Origin of the sequence: Photobacterium satsumensis, assembly GCF_050336935.1 — a bacterium.
GTDB lineage: Bacteria > Pseudomonadota > Gammaproteobacteria > Enterobacterales > Vibrionaceae > Photobacterium > Photobacterium satsumensis.
Genome location: NZ_JAKJSK010000006.1, coordinates 2259100 through 2278370 on the forward strand (window position 1 = coordinate 2259100; position 19271 = coordinate 2278370).

The following is a 19271-nucleotide window of genomic DNA, read 5'->3' on the forward strand; positions in this document are numbered from 1 at the left end:
TCCAGTGACGGTTTTGTGAAAGAAAAGACAGCCACATGAGCGGCTGCCTGTTCTTGTGGGGAGAGTTAGTTCTGATGGGCTGGCAGTGTCTTACTTTCGTAAGCATCGGCAAAGCCATGGTTCCTGTCTCTGTGACCAGCTTCATCTTCACGGATGCGTATTACCACGTCCCTCAGTTTGGCATTAGGTGCGAGCTGGTAGTAGTCAATCGCAAGATCTGGAGCCGGTGTATTTTCCACTTCACCTGAATCAATTTTTTCTAGGTACTCAGTGTAGCTTTTGCACGCCTCTTCCTCGAAGTAGCCGACTACTCGGTGGGCAATGCGCGATGACAGTAGATAGATAAAGCTGTACACCACAATAAAGACACCTTGAGCTAGCAAAACGAGCATTCGTTCAATCCAGCTTGGCTTAGCAATATCCAAGAAGATCATTAGGTGCATACGTTCATTTTGTGCTTCATCAAGCAGCTCTTTGATCCAGCCTTCATCGTCTTTCATTCTGCGTAGTGATTTAAGGTGGTTGAACATCCCTGCGACCATGCCGGGTACCGCGGCAATGGTTTCTAGGATCACTGCTCTTTTTGCATATTTTTTTCCATAGAAGAGGTTAAGGGAGAACTTGAGAAATTGCGTAATCAGTAACGCGATACGCTCCGAGACTTTGGTGGCGCTCTTATGGGTAAGCTTGAAGTCTGACATGATGAATCTCCTATTTATTATGATGTATTTTATTGCTTGGCAATTAAAATATTTTCACAATATATAAAATAATCATGTAACCATCTGTGTCGTTCAATCAACTGGCCTCGAACTCAGTAAGTTATTATGTCAGGTGTAAATAACCCTTTTAAAAGAAAGGATTATATTTGCAGGTAAATGCATAACGAGGCTGAAGAAAGTGTTTATTGAACATGTAACACGTTTTTTGTGGTATACGTTGTGAGTATAAAGATACGGCAATTTCCATGTCTGCTCAATGGTTGTTTAAAAAGCGCTAAGTACAGCGATTCCATATCCACAAGTGAATTTCGGCGCTATTTTTCATCGGCATATGGTTTTATCATATTGTGTTGAAAAATTTTGTTACATTACAAAGGCGTCAAAAATCAAGCTGTGAAATTTACTTATCATTATTGAATTAAAGGTGTGAATTTTATTTATCTGGATTTTTTATATTATATTTTAAATTGCGTTTTACTTTTAATTGACCACTGAACAAATTCAATTACCCCATGGAATATGTTGTCCGGAACGGTTATTGATTACTGTCAATAAGTGTATATAACCTAAAACCTTAAAATAACACTAAAGAGGTAAGGAACATATTTCTGTTATATACACATAGGAAGTCCCCATGAAAGTCTCAGCACCTGTTGTGCATTTTAGTACAGCCAGCAAGGTGATCCACCTTGTTGCCGCTATCGCTTTTATTGCATCGCTAATAATAATGTTATTTGATCCAATTCCGAATTCATTCAGCTTTGATTTGCACCAGTCACTGGGTGTATTGGTCTTGGTGCTATTTGGTATCCGCATTCTCTGGATTAACTGGGCCGGTAAGCCTGATGCCCAAGGAAGTAAAATAGAGAAATTTATTGCTCATAGCGCGCATTTTGCTATGTATGCTATTTCGCTGGCAATGCCATTGTCTGGGTTATTGATTGCGATGGCCAAGGCCAAAGATACCGTGGTATTTGGGTTATTTACCATTCCCGGTTTTGCCGAGCGTAACTCAGGCCTGATTGATTTCTCTTACCAATTACATTCGATGATGGAAATTCTCTGCTACCTGCTTATTGCCATGCACACCTGCGCCACCATTTTTCATCAGCTGGTGCTAAAAGACGGCACCTTGGCTCGCATGATGGGAGTAAATAACAATGTTTAAGAAAACAGTACTTAAGAATACTTTTACCCGCTATGCATTAGCCACCGCTTTAATATCAGGTACAGCATTTAGTGCCAATGCTTATAACATGAGTGTGTATGATGTTGAGCCGGATATTCATTGGGATAAGGTTCCAGTGGTTGAAAAAACCATGTTCTTCCCTGGTTTGATCACCTATGACTGGATCAACTCGCCAGAGCATAAAGGCACATTGCGCAGTGATTTTGAAAATAAGACCTGTAGTAGCTGTCACCAAGGCGAAGAGAAAGGCATGGGAGAGATGCTCATCAAGCACGATCGCTTGGATAAAATGGCTGATAAACCAAGCTTTATCGATGTCGAGTTCCAGTTTGCTAACGATGACGAAAATTTATATGTGAAAGCAACGTGGGAAACCCAGTCACCGTTCCCTGCCCGCATGCATGATACCTTGTTGTTAGAGGATGGAAAATGGACGGTGATTGGTGGTGACAGAGGTAAAAACCCTTATACGCCGATTTATGAAGATCGCTTCTCGATCATGATTGATGACGGCAGCGTTGATCAATTTACCCAGCAGGGGTGCTGGATGTCTTGCCACCGTGGGATGCGGGATATCGGTCCGGCAACGATGCGCGATGTCCAAGCCTTGGATGTGATTGGCTTTGAAGGGCTTAACCAGAAAGATATCCGTAAGTATCTGCCAGATACCCGTACCGAGCGGTATGGTGTGAACTGGGACAAGGTAAAAACCCGAGAAGAGATTGACCAGCTAAAAGAGGACGGCAAGTTTGTCGATCTGATGCAGTGGCGTTCGACCCGCTCGGCACCAACAGGCAGCGCAGATGATGGCTATGTCTTGGAGTATCGACTGAATGATGCGGGCACCACTGTCTTTACCTGGAACTTGGATCGCTCTACCGGGTTGCCGAAGTACATGTACGACAAGTCTGTGACGGGCTTCTATGCCCTGAACGAAGAGGACTTTACTGACCTAAGCAAGAATATTGCAATGATCGAAGGGGTGAACGTGATGCCTTATGATCCAAGCAAGATTGAAGAAGGGCAGTACTTGCAAGGGCGTTTGAACCGCCAAGGTGCCGGATCAGCAGGGGATAACAACCAAGTACATTCGACATGGGAAGATGGCAAGTACACCGTGGTCTTTACACGCAAGCTTGATACCGGTAACCCCGAAGATGACAAGATCATGGCTGTCGGCGGGACATATGATTTCAATATCGCAATCCATGATGGTCAGACGACGACACGATTCCATCACGTTACCTTCCCATTTACAGTTGGGATCGGTGAAGGGGCAAGTGGTGATGTGGTAACTACTCCCATTCAGTAGCGGATAGGCAACCCGAACAGGGTACAAAGCAAAATAAAAGCCAGCAGGTTAAACCAGCTGGCTTTTTTATTTTTCCTTCAACATGGTTATCTGTTCTCCTATCATTGCTTTGGTATGGGGCAAAGTGATATGTTACTGTAACATTTTAAGAAGGCCTGTAACCTATCCTATTGTTATGACACAAGAACAACGAAAAGCTCGCCCAACGCTGCAAGATATTGCCGACCGCATTGGTATCACCAAAATGACCGTGAGCCGCTATATGCGCAACCCTGAGTCGGTTTCTGCTAAAACTCGGGACAAGATCGCCGAGGTGGTGGAAGAGCTGGGATACATTCAAAATCGCGCACCGGCCATGCTGTCTAAGTCTTCCAGTAAGGCTATTGGGGTATTGTTACCGTCGCTATCGAACCAAGTATTCGCTAGCTTTGCCCAGGGTATCGAGGCCGTGACCAATGCTAACGGGTATGAGATTTTGATTGCTCACTTTAGTTACGATGAAGAAGTCGAAGAGCGTAAGATCGCCTCTCTGCTTTCTTATCAGGTTGATGGTTTAATTCTTACTGGGACTTCCCATACCGATCGGACCTTGCAGATGATCAAAACCGCTGGGGTACCGGTGGTAGAAGCGATGGAGTTACCAAGCAGCCCGGTTGATATGGTGGTAGGGTTGGATCACATCAACGCCTCGTACACTGCGGTTAAAACCATGCTCGATAAAGGCAAACGTCATATTGCCTACTTTGGTGCGCGCTTGGATACCCGTACCAAGCTTCGTATGGAAGGTTATAACAAGGCGATGGACGAAGCTGGTCTGGAGAAATACCACATCCTGACCCATGAGCACTCTAGCTTTACCCTTGGTGGGGAGCTATTGAGCCGTGCTTTGGCCGAATGCCCTGAATTGGATGGCGTATTCTGTACCAATGATGATATTGCGATCGGGACCATTTTGGCCTGCAACGAACGGGGCATTCCGGTGCCGCAGAGCATTAGTGTCGTCGGTTACAACGCGCTGGATATCGGTCAGGCCATTACCCCACGCTTGACCAGTATTTATACACCGCGTTACCAAATCGGTGAAAAGAGTGCGGAGTTGCTGCTCCAGGCGCTTGAAGGTAAGCGCAGTGAACGAAATGTGTTTGATATGGGCTTTACCATCAGCCGTGGGGAAAGCCTTTAAATCCCGGGGCGTGTAGTAACTGGTCTTTTATAATAAAGGGAGCACTGGTGATCACCGTGCTCCCTTTATGCGTTTATGGCGTTTGCCAAGTGGCTTAGAACAAGAAGCTCGCACCCTCATCGGCACTGCCGACATTTTCCCGCATTACCTTAAAGATATCCCGGCCCCAGGTGATTTGGCTAGCTTCTGTGTCTAATTGGACCACTTGGCGCTGCTCAAAATCGACGGCGGCTTCCAGCTGCCCGGTTTGGCAATCGAGTTTCACGATATCACCATCATTGATCATTCCGATGGCACCGCCGCGCAGTGCTTCTGGTGATACATGGATTGCCGCTGGGATCTTGCCTGAAGCACCGGATAAGCGACCATCCGTCACCAGAGCAACTTTGTGACCTGCCTTTTGAATGTTTCCGAGGATTGGCATCAGCTTGTGCAGTTCTGGCATCCCGTTGGCGGCTGGACCATTGTGGCTGACGACCACGATACAATCTTGGTTAAGCTCACCGGCTTGATAAGCGGCTTCAACGGCATGCTGGCAACGGAAGACTTTCGCTGGCGCTTCAATGAACTGGTGCTCTTGCTTTACGGCAGAAACCTTAATGACAGCCTGGCCCAAATTGCCTTTCAGCACTTTTGTGCCACCAGTGCGGTTGAAAGCTTGACCAGATACAGCAATGACATCACTGTTTTGGCTACCTTCACTGTCTTGCCAAATCAATTTGCCATCTTGCAGCGCTGGCTGCTTGAGCTGGTCGTTAAACTCCCCGAACACGGTTTTTACTTGGTTGTTGAGTAGGCCAAGCGCATTGAGCTCTTTCATCATTGCCGGTACACCGCCAGCTTGCTCGAAGGCGTTGATATCTGCTGGGCCATTCGGGTACATCTTGGCAAGCAGCGGCACGATGTCCGACAGCTCGCTGAGATCGTCCCAAGTTAACAGCAGGCCGCCGGCACGGGCGATAGCGAGCATATGGATAGTGTGGTTGGTACTGCCGCCAGAAGCGAGCAAGGCCACCAGACCATTGACCAAGTTCTCAGCGGTAAAGACATCAAGCAACGGGCGGTAGTTAGGTGAATCGGCTGTCATTGCCGCCAGAGCAAGGCTGGCGTGTTCGGTCATCGCCGTGCGTAGTTCGGTGTTAGGTGGGACAAACGCTGAGCCCGGCAGCATCAAGCCCATCGCCTCGAATACCAACTGGTTGGTATTGGCGGTGCCATAGAACGTACAGGTGCCGCCTGAATGATAGGCTTGGCATTCCATTTTTAGCAGCGCATCTTTGCCGACTTCGCCGGCCACGTATTGCTGGCGCACTGCGACCTTCTTGTCGTTGGTGATCCCGGTTGGCATCGGGCCCGCAGGAATAAACGCGGTAGGCAGGTGGGCGTAGCTCAACGCTCCCATCAGCTGCCCTGGGGCAATTTTATCGCAGATACCCAGTAGCAAAGTGGCATCAAACACATTGTGGCTAAGTGAGAAAGCCGTAGATTGGGCAATTAAGTCACGTGAGAACAGTGACATGTCCATGCCTGGCTGGCCCTGGGTGACACCATCACACATTGCCGGTACACACCCCGCCACTTGGGCGGTATGCCCGAGCGACTTGAGCGTTGCTTTAATGTGGTCTGGGTAGTTTTTATAGAGCTGGTGGGCACTTAGCATGTCATTGTAAGACGAGACAATGGCAAGGTTGGCGCGGGTAAAGTCCAGAATGTGCCCTTTCTCTTGCTCGCAGGATGCGGCTACCGCATGAGCGAGGTTGCCGCATGATAGGCTGGCCCGCCCCTTTCCTTGCTCTGCTTGTTGTGTGGTCTTGGTTTCAAAACTGGCACGAAGTGCTTGGCTTCGTGCTTTGATACGTTCGGTGATTAGGGTGATGGTTGGGTGGATCATGCGGTGATCTCCAGAGACGTTGCCGTTGTTGTTTGTTCTGTCAGCGCGGCTACGGCGTTATCCAGAATGGCTTCAATGCTTTGGTCGATATCGACGGTGATCACATCAGCCTCATCAACCGGTGTCTCAAGGACAGCAAATTGGCTGGCGATCATGTTTTCTTTCATGAAGTGGCCCTGCCGTAGGCGAATGCGCTCAAGGATCACCTCCTGTGAGCCAGAGAGATACAGAAAGGCCAAGTTGATATTCCCTTCGCGGATCTGTTCCCGGTAACATTTTTTCAATGCCGAACAGACAATCACACCTGTTTCGTTCTTGCTTTCGATGCTGAAAGCAGCATCACGGATCCGCTCTAGCCAAGGCTCGCGGTCTTGATCGTTTAATGGCTTGCCCTCGGCCATTTTCAGAATGTTGGCTTTCGGATGCAGGTCATCACCATCGATAAACTTACCGCCAATACGCTGGGCAAGCTCATAACCAATAGTACTTTTCCCTGATGCAGATACCCCCATCACAATGATGCTTTTCCCCACCATGTAAGCTCCTTGAATCTTTTTCTGATCTGGATCTCATTTTTCAGATGATCTTCAAAATCGGGTTTATTTTACGAATGTTATTGGTAACATGTTACCCGTAACTTGAATGGTTGTGAACCACTGAATCAAGAATTCATCAAACACCATGTTCTGCACAGCAACACATTTGTTCCGGTTTTAGAGAGCGGGCTGTGCCATGGAGAGGGGAGAGAAATGGAACAAACAATCGAAAGCAAACTGAGTGCGATGAAGGTGGTACCGGTTATTGCGATCAAGGATGCGGGCAAAGCACAGCCATTGGCGAAGGTGTTGGTAGAAAACGGGTTACCGTGCGCAGAAGTTACGTTTCGTACTGAAGCGGCGGCCGAGTCAATCCGTCTGATGCGCGATGCCTATCCTGAAATGCTTATTGGTGCTGGTACGGTATTGACTCCCGAGCAAGTTGACCAAGCTGTCGAAGCCGGTGCTGACTTTATTGTGAGCCCGGGGCTGAATCCGGCGACTGTGGCTTATTGCCAGCAGAGAGGTATTGCTGTTATCCCGGGAGTGAACAACCCGAGTCTGGTTGAACAGGCGATGTCGCTTGGTTTGAAAACACTGAAGTTCTTCCCGGCGGAGCCTTCTGGTGGTATTGGCATGCTAAAAGCGCTATCGGCGGTTTATCCGGTTGAGTTTATGCCTACTGGCGGTATTAGCCCTGCCAACGTGGCTGACTATCTGGCACTTGAAAAAGTGATCGCCTGTGGCGGCACCTGGATGGTACCGAATAATTTAATTGACCAAGGTGACTGGCAAGCCATTGGTCAACTGGTGAGTGAAATCAACCAGTAAGCAAAATAACAAATTATTGGTCACCAGTATTTACATTTTATCGGGTGACATTTAACGCATTTTATTGGGGAATAGGCCGCATATTACGCAAGCCAACTATTCTCCGTACACGCAGGAGTTGAGAAGATGTCTAATGATTACAGCGCGGTAGCCCGCTCGGTTGTCGAGAAATTGGGGGGAGCAAACAATGTTGTCGCACTGACGCACTGCATGACTCGCCTACGTTTTGTTCTGAAAGATGAAGCGAAAGTGGATGCCGCAGCCTTGAAAGGCGTGAAGGGTGTGATGGGCATCGTGCACAATGGTGAGCAGTGTCAGGTTATCATTGGTAACAATGTGGCTGCTGCCTACAAAGAAGTGATGAAGCTATGTAACTTTGATGGCGCTTCTTCTGACGACACACCGGCACCAAAGGTAAAGCTAACACCTAAAGTGATTGGTGCAAAAATGCTGGATGCATTGGTTGGCACTATGTCACCACTGATCCCTGCTATTATCGGTGGCTCGATGGTGAAACTTGCCGCAATGCTGCTATTGATGTTCAATATCTACGAGCCCGATCACTCAACCATTATCCTACTGAACACTATTGGTGACGGTGCCTTCTTCTTCCTCCCTATTATGGTAGCGGCATCGGCTGCGATTAAATTTAAAACCAATATGTCACTGGCAATTGGTATTGCTGGTGTGCTGGTACACCCAAACTTTATCGACCTGATGGCACAGGCTGCTGACGGCCGTGCAGTAGAGCTGTTCGGTATCCCAGTGACATCGGTTCGTTATACCTACACTGTAATCCCAGTTCTGATCATGACCTGGATTCAATCGTACATTGAACGTTGGGTTGATAGCATCACGCCTGCTGTAACGAAGAACTTCTTGAAACCAATGCTGATTGTATTGATTGCCGCGCCGGTTGGTATCTTGCTAGTAGGTCCAATGGGTATCTGGATCGGTACTGCAATTTCTACGCTTGTCTATTCGATTCACGGCGCACTAGGTCCACTGGCCGTAGCTATCATGGGCGCACTGTGGCCTCTATTGGTACTTACCGGTATGCACCGCGTATTTACGCCAACAATTATCCAAACTATTGCTGAAACAGGTACCGAGGGCATGGTAATGCCGTCAGAAATCGGTGCAAACATCGGTATGGGCGGTGCGTGTTTGGCTGTTGCTTGGAAGACCAAAAACATTGCGCTTAAACAAACGTCGATGGCGGCGGGTGCATCAGCACTGATGGCCGGTATCTCTGAACCTGCACTTTACGGTGTGCTTGTTCGTCTGAAACGTCCTCTGATTGCAACGCTGATCACCGGCTTTATCGTTGGTGGCCTTGCGGGTATGGCCGGAATTGCGAGCCACTCAATGGCGGCACCAAGCTTGTTCACCAGTGTCCAGTTTATCGATGTGAACGACCCGATGAGCCTCGTGTGGGTGCTGGGTCTGATGGCGCTATCTGTTGTTCTCTCTTTTGTCCTGACACTTGTTCTTGGCTTTGAAGATATTCCTAACGATGAGGATGAATCAAACCCAACAGCTGCAAAAGAGTCGGCGAAAGAAGAAGCAAAAGAAGTTGATGCACTGGCCCCAGCAAAACCAGCGACGGCTTAGTGTTCTCTAACGCATAAAAAATGAGCCACCTCTTACCGAGGTGGCTTTGCAACAAATCGCGGTACGTACGGTAATTAGCAAAAAACAAGAGGCAAACCATGTCTGATATTACATTCCCGGAAGGGTTTCTGTGGGGCGGCGCGATTGCGGCTAACCAATCTGAAGGTGCTTACCGTGAAGGCGGCAAGGGACTAACGACTGTAGATATGATCCCTTACGGTGAAAACCGGATGCCGGTAAAACTGGGTCAGGTTGATTCGGTTGAACTTGATTCGGACGAGTTCTACCCAAGCCATCAGGCTATTGATTTCTATCACCGCTACAAAGAAGACATCGCGATGCTGGCCGAGATGGGCTTCAAGGTTTTCCGCATGTCGATTGCATGGGCGCGTATCTTCCCGAATGGTGATGAGGAAACCCCAAACCAGGCGGGCATCGACTTTTACCGCTCTGTATTTGAAGAGTGTAATAAATACGGTATCGAACCGCTGGTCACCCTTTGCCACTTTGACGTGCCTATGCATCTGGTTGATGAATATGGCTCTTGGCGTAACCGCAAGATGATCTCGTTCTTCGAGCGCTATGCCCGCACCTGTTTCGAAGCCTTTGATGGCCTGGTGAAATACTGGCTGACGTTCAACGAAATCAATATCTTGCTGGCTAGCCCTTTTTCTGGTGCAGGTATCTTGTTCCAGGAAGGCGAAAACCACGATCAGGTGAAGTACCAAGCGGCTCACCATGAGTTGGTTGCCAGTGCATTGGTTACCAAGATTGCTCATGAGATCAACCCGGAAAATCAAGTAGGTTGTATGTTGGCGGGCGGTCAGTTTTATCCATATTCATGCAAGCCGGAAGATGTGTTTACGGCGATGCAGAAAGATCGCGAAAACCTGTTTTTTATTGATGTGCAGTCACGTGGTTACTACCCGTCCTATGCCCAGAAGGTGTTTGATGAGAAAGGGGTGAAGCTGGATATCCATGAAGAAGATTACGAAATCCTAAAAAATACCGTCGATTTCATTTCCTTTAGTTACTACGCTTCTCGCTGTGCCTCTGCCGATATGAACGATGGCAATACCAGCGCAGCAAACGTGGTGAAGTCGATTAAGAACCCGCACTTGGATGCCAGTGACTGGGGCTGGGTGATTGACCCACTTGGCCTGCGCATTACCATGAACTCGCTGTATGACCGTTACCAAAAGCCTCTATTCCTTGTTGAAAATGGACTGGGTGCAAAAGACACGGTAGATGAGAACGGTGAGATCAATGATGACTACCGTATTGATTACCTGCGCTCGCACATCGAAGCGATGAAAGACGCGATTGCTGATGGGGTGCCGTTGATGGGCTACACGCCATGGGGCTGTATTGATCTTGTGGCTGCCTCAACCGGTGAAATGAGCAAACGTTATGGCTTTATCTATGTAGATCGCGATAACGAAGGCAACGGTAGTTTGGATCGTACCCCCAAAAAATCCTTCTACTGGTATAAGAAAGTCATTGTGAGCAATGGCGAAGATCTAGATTAATTACGAATGAATTAATGTGTTCTGTTGTCTGAGGGGAAACTCTGACAGTTTGCCGGTAAGGCCCTTTTGGGGCTTACCGGCTTTTTTGTTTATATATCCAAGTGACTTTTAGGCTACTTACGACTGGAAAGCGAGCAGGCTACCAAAGGCAATCAATCCGGCGCCACAGGCTTGGTTTAGCCGTTTTTTCAATCGTTGCATCGTTGATTGTAGTGATGCTGAGGTAAATATAATTGCCACTAGGCAGAACCAGATCCCGTGTAGCCCGACCATGTAGCCACCATACGCCAAAGCTTGGCCATTCTCGGCGCTGTCTGGGGCGACCAGTTGACTGAAAATACTCAAGAAGAACAGCATCGTTTTCGGGTTAAGGACGTTGCAGAGAAAACCTTGGAGGAAAAAGCGGCTTGCGCTGGCCTCTGAGGTCTCCGTTTCAATCTTTGCCAAGCCTTCATTAGCTGTCATCAGGCCTTTTATCCCGAGGTAAATCAAGTAACCAGAGCCTGCATATCGAATGGCATTGAACAGTACCTCATTCTGTGAGATTAGGTAACTCATCCCTAGCATGGAGTAGCTAATGTGGACGAAGATAGCGGCGCTGATCCCCGCTGCTGTCCATAATCCGGCCTGTCTTCCTTTTCCTATACTGTTCTTTAAGACTAAAACAAAGTCAGCTCCTGGGCTGATAACGATTAAAATACCGAGTAAGGCTAAGCTGAATAATTCCACATCGACTCCTGTTACACCATGATTGCAAATTGAATAGCCTTGATTGTAGAGTAGACTTGTGCTCGTTATAATCGAAAAAGTCTCCTAGTACCCGTGAGAAAAATTCACATATGCGGCATTTAAAGGCATTTCATATTTTCCATGTAGCAGCGTCGTCTGCCAGTTTCAGCGAAGCGGCGAATCGGCTCAATATCACCCATGGTGCGGTCAGTAAGCAGGTAAAAGTGTTGGAAGGGTACTTGGGCCAAGCGTTGTTTTATAAACAAGGCCGCCACCTCTATCTGACCCAGGAGGGCGAGTTGCTCAAGCAATATACCCACACCGCGTTTGCCGCCCTAGAGGATGGTGTAAGCCAGCTGAAGCAAAGTCAGCAGCAGTATTTGGAAATATCTTGCGAGCCAACGTTAACCATGCGCTGGCTGATGCCTCGCCTGTCAGGTTTCCACGAAGAAGCCGAGGGGGCCGATATTCGCCTGTCGACGGCCGGCGGAGCGGTAACGCTCGGGGCTACGGGATTATCGCTGGCAATTCGTCGCGATGATTTCAAGGTCGAGCATGACTATAACAAGGTAGCATTGGTGGATGAATGGGTAGGGCCGGTATTCTCGCCTGATTATTGGCAGCAGGTGCGGCATGATTTTTCTTGTATAAGGTTGTTGCACAGCCAGACAAGGCGTTCAGCTTGGGAAGATTGGGCCACCCGTTCAGGTCGGAATGAGCTGGAGGGCTGCAGTAACCAAACCTTCGCGCATTTTTACTTCTGTTTCCAAGCGGCGGTAGACGGCTTGGGAGGGGCGCTAGGATCATACCCATTAGTTGTCGATGACTTGAAGCGAGGCAACTTGATTGCACCGTTTGGCTTTATGCCGTCAGGCCACAAATATGTTTTGCTATCCCAAAAACGCACCCCAAGCGATTTGGAATATCGCTTTACTCAATGGCTTGTCGGGAGCTTGTCGGGTTGCGTACCGACAGAAGGTGAAGCTAATGGCCTTAGTGGAATGGCTTTCTGATGTATGCCAGCCCTATTCCATGCATGGCCATGGTAACCTGCATGGAATAGGGCAGAAGATTGAAACGAGAAGTTATTTCACGTCATCAAACGTCGCACTATCGAGTAGTGCGGCGATAGTCTCTTCAAAGTTTAGGCCTGCTTGCTTCGCCGCCATCGGGAACACGCTACGGGTGGTCATACCCGGTACGGTATTCATCTCAATTAGCCAGACTTTTCCGTTGTCATCCAAGAACGTATCAACACGGCCCCAGCCTCGGCATCCCAAGGTTTTATAGGCGGCCAGAGCGGCTTCCTGCATTTTTTTTTCCTGCTCATCGGTTAAGTCTGATGGGCAGTGATACGTCGCCGTTTGATCACCGAACTTGGCATCCCAGTCAAAAAACGTATCTGACTTGATTTGCACTGCAGGCAGGGCTTTACCATCAAGGATGGCGCAGGTGTACTCTCTGCCGGTGATAAATTGCTCGACTAGGATGTCATCGTCATACTCAAAGGCATCAATCAACGCTTTGAAGAGCTCATCAGGTGACGAAGCCTTTGATACACCGATACTGCAACCTTGATTCAATGGCTTGACCACCACTGGGTAGGTAAGATCTGCCAATGTTGCTTTGATGGTATCGGTTGGAATGTGTTTGTTTACCTTGATCCAATCAGCGGTTCGAAGGCCATTAGAGCGCCAAATTTCTTTGGTTTTTAATTTGTTGAGGGAGATTGATGAAGCAAGCAGTCCACTGCCTGTGTAGGGGATTTTTAGTAAGTCTAGCAGGGCTTGGATATGCCCGCTTTCTCCCATGCCGCCATGAAGAGCAATGAACACTTTGTCGAGGTTAAAGAAGCCCTGCAAGGTGATATCAATATGGCGTGGATCAATCTTGATAGCTTCATGCCCCAGCGACTCAACGGCCTCTGCAATGCAATTGCCCGATTTTAATGAGACTGCACGCTCACTTGAATCTCCGCCGTATATAATTCCAATTCTCATTGTTGTTGTTCCGATTCAGCTCTGTTGTATAAAAATGATCGTTAAAAGATGAAGCGCCGACGATTTTTTACTCTAAATAATCACTATAAATAGTGATATAAAATTGCTTGTATAGCGTTTAGTGGCTTATTGTAATGAGGTGCATATTATACTGGGCGGGTGTGTATTGAAAGTCTGATGTTGAGCCGGACTTTATTTTTAACACAGAGAATGTTGTCTTATTTTTGAGCAAAGGATGGATTTCTTTTCAGCTAACTTGAAATAAACATCCAGCTAGGTAGTGGGCTATGAACAGGCAGAAAAGGTCGGCAAAGCCATTCGGTATGTGGGCAATAACGTTGTGCATAGGACTGTTTGCGAATGTTGCAACGGCATTAGACTTTGAAAATTTCCCGTTGGACACCTTGGATAATACGGTTGCTGAAGGTGTTAAAGCTGAAGTGGTCGATTACCACGGCCAAAAAGGCATACACGTGTCAGTGTTACCGGAGCATAAGTCACTGGCGCAGGGGGGCTGTGACAATTGTACCTATCTTGCTTTGCAGACACTTCCATTCCGTGACGGCACCATTGAGCTATTGATGGCAGGTGAGCCGCAACAGGAGTCGGCCACTGGCTTCGTTGGTATTGTCTTTCGGGTGAGTGAAGATATGTCAGAGTACGAAGGGGTTTACTTACGTCCTGTTAATGCGGTGTCAGAAGATGAAACACAGCGTGAATTAACGATTCAATATTTCTCCTACCCTGATCACTCAGGAGATGTGCTCAGGGAAACCGCTCCGGGCCAATATGAAAGCGCCGCTAACATTCGTCCCGGTCAGTGGTTTAAATTGACGGCTGAGATAAACAATAACCAAGCTATTTTTTATATTGATGGAGAGAAGGTGCTGGTGGTGGATCGGCTGTTCCATGGCTCGGAACACAAAGGGGTGATAGGGCTTATCACCCAGCCGGGTAACAATGCCTATTTCTCTGACTTGAAAATCAAGCACAGCCAGTAAGCGCAGCAAAGAGACAAAGATCGGCTGATAAACAAAGAGCAAGGCCCATGGCCTTGCTCTTTTGGTAATCGTATTGAGGTGCTGTGTTAGCCAGTCACAGGCTCGGCAGCCATAACGGGCTTGCTTTTGCGAACCGCAAAGGCACAGAAGGCTAAGAACCAGAGGCTACTAACGGCAACACCTGCCCAAGCTGAATGGGTGTAACCGATGGCGAGGTAACCCAGTAGGGCACCGAACGCGACCGAGCATGCGTAAGGTAGCTGGGTCATTACATGGTCCATATGGTGACAGCCTGCACCGGTCGCCGACAGGATACTGGTGCTTGAAATTGGTGAGCTGTGATCACCAAATACCGCACCTGCCAACACAGCAGACAGCATAGGAAGTAGGAGTGCAATGTCACTGGCAGCGGCAATATCACCGGCGAGTGGTAGCATGATACCGAAGGTACCCCAGCTGGTCCCGGTCGCAAATGCCATGGCACAAGACAGTAGGAAGACAACCGCTGGAAGCAGCTCAACAGGCAGGTTTCCGTTTGACATAGAAGCCAGGTAAATACCGGTTTGCATGTCACGGACAACTGAACCGATCGTCCAAGCAAAGAACAAGATCACAATAGCGGGCATCATCGCTGAAATGCCTTGTGGTGCCGCTTTCATCCAAGAATCTTTGCCAAGTTTCAAACGCAGGGCTAGGGCAATAGAAACCACAAGGCTACAGATCGCACCGTATACCAGTGATGAGCCGACATCGGTGTTTTCAAATGAACCGATCACGCTGAAGGCCTCGCCATTAGCGGCAAGTACATCAGCGCCAGATTGCACCATGAAAAATACCGTCGCCATCGTTAGGGTTAGGATGGGCAATACCATGTCGATCATGCCGCCTTTGGCAGATTCAGGTACCTCAACCTCCAAACCTGCAGGCTTGCCTTTGGACTCATCCCATAGTTTGCCTTCTAGCGCCCATTTCTCATGCTTGCGCATTGGACCGATATCAAGTTGGAAAGCAATAACGCACAGCACCATGACCAAAGTGAAGACCGCATACAGGTTCATTGGCATCATCTCGACAAAGGCCGAGATTGGGCTCTGATCTGTCACGCCGTGCGCCACCATGATACCGCCCACCAAGGCGATGATGTAGGCACCCCATGACGAGATAGGCATCAGTACACAAACCGGTGCCGCGGTTGAATCAAGCAGGTAGGCCAATTTTGCACGTGAAATGTTGAAACGGTCGGTAACCGGACGACAGATTGCCCCTACAGATAGGCTGTGGAAGAAGTCATCGATGAAGAAGATAAAGACCATCAAACCGGTGAGGGACTTGGCACTGCGGCGATCTTTACAGCGTACCGCTGCCCAGTCGGCAAACGCTTGGGTTGCACCGGATACGCTCATCAAGCTGATCAGCGCACCAAGCAGCAGCATGAAGATGATCATGTTGACGTTGTCACCATTCAGTGCACCATCAACCCAGACAATCGCCAGCACTTTTTCAACCAGGTACTGCAGTGACTCAAGCGGTGAATATTGGTTTAGCATCATGGCACCGGCAAAGATACCTGAGCCAAGGGAAAGCAAAACCCGCCTAGTAGTGACTGCAAGGATAACAGCCAGCATGGCTGGGACAACGGACATTAGCGAGTCCGAAAAATCTACAAGGTTCATGATCTCATCACACCTACAACTTAAAGGTGGAGATCTACCGAAAGGAAGTGTAACTAAGACGCAGAAAGGTATGACTTGTTACCCCTTCAGGTAGCGCTCCATAGGTAAATACTATGGCAGTTCTGTGCCTATTTGACACAGACCCAGCGACTGAGTTGATAGCTGCAGTCACTTCGGCGCTGACTCCTTTCTCCGGCTTCACAGGTATCACCCTCTGCTCGGTTACTCTTAGGCAGCGCGCCTCTACTGATTTAGGGAATATCACCGTCAATCCTACTGGAATTAGGTGATAAGTCGAACATTATATACGGCTGAATAATTATGTCAGCTAATAATCAGCTTTTTTCATCGTGTTCATTAGAATGTTGGTTTGAAGCGTTAGGCCCTTTTCTCGGATTATCTCAGTTACCCATTACAGGGATTTAATCTTAAGGAGCTACCGTGTTTTCTCGCAAACACTTTGAATTGATCGATAAACCCACCTTCTTCGGGGCGCTGGGCATGTTGATCTCGGTTGTGGTGCCTTTGCTGCTGTTTCCAGTACAAGGTGCTGAATGGATTGCTATCGCCAAAACGTTTATGACTGACAAATTAGGGTTCCTATATTTGTCGCTCGGTGTCGCTGCATTTTTCTTTATGATTTACATCGTTTTTTCCGACATCGGCCAAATCAAATTGGGTGATCCTGATGAAAAGCCTGAATTTACCACGGCTTCATGGGCAGCGATGCTGTTCTGTGGGGGGATCGGTGCCAGTATCTTGTACTGGGGAACGATAGAGTGGGCGTATTATTACCAAGCGCCTCCGTTCCAGCTTGAGCCGGGGAGTGAAGAGGCGGTTCGCTGGGCCGCAACCTACGGTTTGTTCCATTGGGGGCCGATTGCTTGGTCCATCTACTTGGTGCCAGCCTTGCCGATTGCGTATTTCTTTTATGTCCGTAAGCAGCCAGTACTGAAGGTATCAGCGGCGTTGATGCCAGTCATTGGTGAAGCCCGTAGTTATGGTTGGTTGGGTAAAGTCATTGATGTGTTGTTTATCTTTGGTCTGCTCGGTGGTGGTGCGACAACCCTTGGCCTCGCTGCCCCCTTGATCACAGAAGGTGCCAACTACCTGTTTGGTGTACCAAAAGATACCGTGACCCAGATTATTGTTTTGATGCTTTGTACCGCGATATTTGCCTATTCGGCTTATGCCGGGATGGAAAAAGGGATCAAATTCCTCAGTAATATCAACTTCTGGGGCGCGCTTGGTTTATTGGCCTTTGTGTTGATTTCAGGCCCAACCATTTTCATGCTGGAAACAGGGCTTGATTCACTGGGCCGTATGCTGTCGAATTTCTTTGTGATGGCAACATGGGCCGAGCCTTTCGGTGGCTATGGCTCGTTTGAGAATACCCATTTCCCGCAGGATTGGACCATTTTCTATTGGGCGTGGTGGCTGGTGTTCGCACCGAGTATGGGGTTGTTTGTAGCCAGGATTTCACGTGGCCGTACAATCAAGCAAATGGTAACGGGGTCGATCTTCTTTGGCTCGATGGGCTGCTTCTTGTTCTTCATGATTTTGGGTAACTACGGTCTGTCATTGCAGTTGTCTGGTGCTCTAGATGTCGTTGGTATCCTCAATAGTGAAGGGGCGACTAAGGCCATTTTCTCAATTCTTGAGCAACTGCCTTACAGCACAGCGGTTATTGCCGCGTTCACGCTATTGTGTTTAATTTTCACGGCAACCACGTTCGACTCGATCTCTTATATCTTGGCATCGGTGGTACAGAACAATGTGACTGAAGACCCGATGCGCTGGAACCGTCTGTTCTGGGCTTTTGCATTGTCATTTATGCCATCGGTATTGTTGTTTATGGGGGGGCTGTCGACGTTGCAGACCGCAGCCATTGTTGGCGGTTTACCGCTGCTGGTTATTGCTGTGATGCTGATGATATCGGCAGTGAAGGCGGCGAAGCTCGATCTGACCCATCAGGAAGGTTATGAAGATCCGGTGATCAATATCGAGGAGCTGCCAGATGTTGACCCTTGGTCGAAAGAAGGGATGGCCCTGACGAAGTTTGACGAGCTGAAAGACATTGCGATGGCCGCCGCAGAAGCAGAGCGTGAAGCCCTGTATAAAGTGTGGAAGTTGAAGAAAAAGATGCGTGCCGAAGCAATGGCGAATGGCGACTCTGCCTTCGAACTCAGCGAAGCACCGCAAGAACGACTGGATCAACTGCAGCAGTTGATGGACGATGCCATGACTGCCAAAGAGAACAAGCTAGCGGCTTCGGAAGAAGCGCAGGAAGCCCGAAAGGTCTTTGATGAGCTGATGCGAAACCGTCTTGAAGCAATGGTGGAGCAAGAGGCTTAATCGAGGTGTGTAGCTTGCCAGTTCCGCTTGTATGCTCATATATGCTGTGCTGGCAGTTTATCTTTAATTCTCATTAGTCGATGATGCCCTGAAATTAAACTTGGTTCTTTTAACTCCCTGCTGACCTAAACAGCAAGGGTTCAGGGTATAGTGACAATACTAAGCCAATCTCAACATGATAGGTATAACAATGAAAAAATCACTCCTGGGCGCCGTATTGCTGATGGCAGCACCACATGTACTGGCAGCTGACAATGCAGATATGTTCCCTGAAATGCCAGGCTTTACCAAGCATGTCATCCAGCTTGATGCGGTTGAGAACGAAAACCAAACCCGCCGAGTGCAAATTATCGCTAACAGTGTGATGAATGTTGATTGCAACATCAAAGCACTTCCGATGGATATTGAACGACGCTCATTGGAAGGGTGGGGATACTCATACTACGTATTGGAAAAGCAAACTAACTATGCCAGCACCATGATGGCATGTGAAAAAGAAGCATCAGATCAAAACTTGCAGTTCCATAGCGATTTGTTGCGTTATAACTCAAAACTTCCTTTGGTTATCTATGCTCAGGATGATGTAGAGGTTGAGCACACTGTTTGGGCTCCAATGAATTAAAGCGATTTGGGCTTGAAGCGTTCATGCTCCCATTTGCCAATTGATTATGCCGAGTCACAATGACTCGGCATTTTTATATCTGCC

16 protein-coding genes and 1 riboswitch are annotated in these 19271 nt (G+C 48.2%); of the genes, 10 read left to right on the forward strand and 6 right to left on the reverse strand.

Features of this window, described 5'->3' with window-relative positions:
• Window positions 1-65: 65 nt before the first annotated feature.
• Window positions 66-701, reverse strand: a complete 636-nt coding sequence (locus L4D79_RS10195) for an alternative oxidase (RefSeq protein ID WP_428650845.1) — start codon at window positions 699-701, stop codon at window positions 66-68.
• A gap of 655 nt (window positions 702-1356) precedes the next feature.
• On the opposite strand from L4D79_RS10195, the gene L4D79_RS10200 reads away from it, so the two are divergent.
• From L4D79_RS10200 to L4D79_RS10210, 3 genes are all read left to right on the forward strand, one after another.
• The gene (locus L4D79_RS10200) at window positions 1357-1890 is read left to right on the forward strand and encodes a cytochrome b (protein ID WP_428650848.1); all 534 of its coding nucleotides are present in this window, start codon (window positions 1357-1359) and stop codon (window positions 1888-1890) included.
• On the forward strand, window positions 1883-3223 hold the full coding sequence (locus L4D79_RS10205) for an ethylbenzene dehydrogenase-related protein (protein ID WP_428650851.1): 1341 nt from the start codon (window positions 1883-1885) through the stop codon (window positions 3221-3223). Before L4D79_RS10200 ends, L4D79_RS10205 begins: the two co-directional genes overlap by 8 nt.
• Before the next feature lie 175 nt (window positions 3224-3398).
• On the forward strand, window positions 3399-4406 hold the full coding sequence (locus tag L4D79_RS10210) for a substrate-binding domain-containing protein (RefSeq protein ID WP_428650853.1): 1008 nt from the start codon (window positions 3399-3401) through the stop codon (window positions 4404-4406).
• 94 nt (window positions 4407-4500) lie between these two features.
• Here L4D79_RS10210 and edd read toward each other — a convergent pair whose 3' ends face one another.
• Both edd and L4D79_RS10220 read right to left on the reverse strand, forming a co-directional pair.
• On the reverse strand, window positions 4501-6297 hold the full coding sequence (edd, locus tag L4D79_RS10215) for a phosphogluconate dehydratase (protein ID WP_428650855.1): 1797 nt from the start codon (window positions 6295-6297) through the stop codon (window positions 4501-4503).
• A complete protein-coding gene (locus L4D79_RS10220) occupies window positions 6294-6833 on the reverse strand; it encodes a gluconokinase (protein WP_428650857.1) in 540 nt (179 codons plus the stop codon). The genes edd and L4D79_RS10220 overlap by 4 nt, the downstream gene beginning before the upstream one ends.
• Window positions 6834-7046: 213 nt before the next feature.
• Between L4D79_RS10220 and L4D79_RS10225 the strand changes: the two genes are divergently transcribed.
• The 3 genes from L4D79_RS10225 to L4D79_RS10235 all read left to right on the forward strand — a co-directional run bounded on the left by L4D79_RS10225 (window position 7047) and on the right by L4D79_RS10235 (window position 10807).
• On the forward strand, window positions 7047-7664 hold the full coding sequence (locus L4D79_RS10225) for a bifunctional 4-hydroxy-2-oxoglutarate aldolase/2-dehydro-3-deoxy-phosphogluconate aldolase (protein WP_428650859.1): 618 nt from the start codon (window positions 7047-7049) through the stop codon (window positions 7662-7664).
• A 126-nt stretch (window positions 7665-7790) separates the two neighbouring features.
• Window positions 7791-9278: a PTS cellobiose/arbutin/salicin transporter subunit IIBC gene (gene ascF, locus L4D79_RS10230; RefSeq protein WP_428650862.1), complete on the forward strand. Its 1488-nt coding sequence runs from the start codon at window positions 7791-7793 to the stop codon at window positions 9276-9278.
• 98 nt (window positions 9279-9376) lie between these two features.
• Window positions 9377-10807 carry a 6-phospho-beta-glucosidase gene (locus L4D79_RS10235; protein ID WP_428650865.1) on the forward strand — a complete coding sequence of 477 codons (1431 nt, stop codon included), beginning with the start codon at window positions 9377-9379 and terminating at the stop codon, window positions 10805-10807.
• Window positions 10808-10924: 117 nt separating this feature from the next.
• Here the strand turns inward: L4D79_RS10235 and L4D79_RS10240 are convergent, their stop codons facing one another.
• Window positions 10925-11536, reverse strand: a complete 612-nt coding sequence (locus L4D79_RS10240; RefSeq protein WP_428650867.1) for a LysE family translocator — start codon at window positions 11534-11536, stop codon at window positions 10925-10927.
• Between the two features lie 110 nt (window positions 11537-11646).
• Here L4D79_RS10240 and L4D79_RS10245 point away from each other — a divergent pair, with 110 nt between their 5' ends.
• Window positions 11647-12549: a LysR family transcriptional regulator gene (locus L4D79_RS10245; protein WP_428650870.1), complete on the forward strand. Its 903-nt coding sequence runs from the start codon at window positions 11647-11649 to the stop codon at window positions 12547-12549.
• 72 nt (window positions 12550-12621) lie between these two features.
• On the opposite strand, the gene L4D79_RS10250 is transcribed toward L4D79_RS10245, so the two are convergent.
• Window positions 12622-13536: a D-alanine--D-alanine ligase gene (locus L4D79_RS10250; protein ID WP_428650873.1), complete on the reverse strand. Its 915-nt coding sequence runs from the start codon at window positions 13534-13536 to the stop codon at window positions 12622-12624.
• 287 nt (window positions 13537-13823) lie between these two features.
• On the opposite strand from L4D79_RS10250, the gene L4D79_RS10255 reads away from it, so the two are divergent.
• Window positions 13824-14537, forward strand: coding sequence for a 3-keto-alpha-glucoside-1,2-lyase-like domain-containing protein (locus L4D79_RS10255; protein ID WP_428650876.1), 714 nt, complete (start codon window positions 13824-13826; stop codon window positions 14535-14537).
• 86 nt (window positions 14538-14623) lie between these two features.
• Here the strand turns inward: L4D79_RS10255 and L4D79_RS10260 are convergent, their stop codons facing one another.
• Window positions 14624-16210 (reverse strand): Na+/H+ antiporter NhaC family protein, encoded by a 1587-nt coding sequence (locus tag L4D79_RS10260; RefSeq protein ID WP_428650878.1) that lies wholly within the window; start codon window positions 16208-16210, stop codon window positions 14624-14626.
• Between the two features lie 83 nt (window positions 16211-16293).
• Window positions 16294-16464, reverse strand: a riboswitch (Lysine riboswitch).
• Between the two features lie 187 nt (window positions 16465-16651).
• On the opposite strand from L4D79_RS10260, the gene L4D79_RS10265 reads away from it, so the two are divergent.
• Together L4D79_RS10265 and L4D79_RS10270 are read left to right on the forward strand one after the other, a co-directional pair.
• Complete coding sequence (locus tag L4D79_RS10265) at window positions 16652-18565, forward strand: BCCT family transporter (RefSeq protein ID WP_428650881.1); 1914 nt, start codon at window positions 16652-16654, stop codon at window positions 18563-18565.
• Between the two features lie 190 nt (window positions 18566-18755).
• Window positions 18756-19187 (forward strand): ecotin family protein, encoded by a 432-nt coding sequence (locus L4D79_RS10270; protein ID WP_428650884.1) that lies wholly within the window; start codon window positions 18756-18758, stop codon window positions 19185-19187.
• The last annotated feature ends 84 nt before the right edge of the window (window positions 19188-19271 follow it).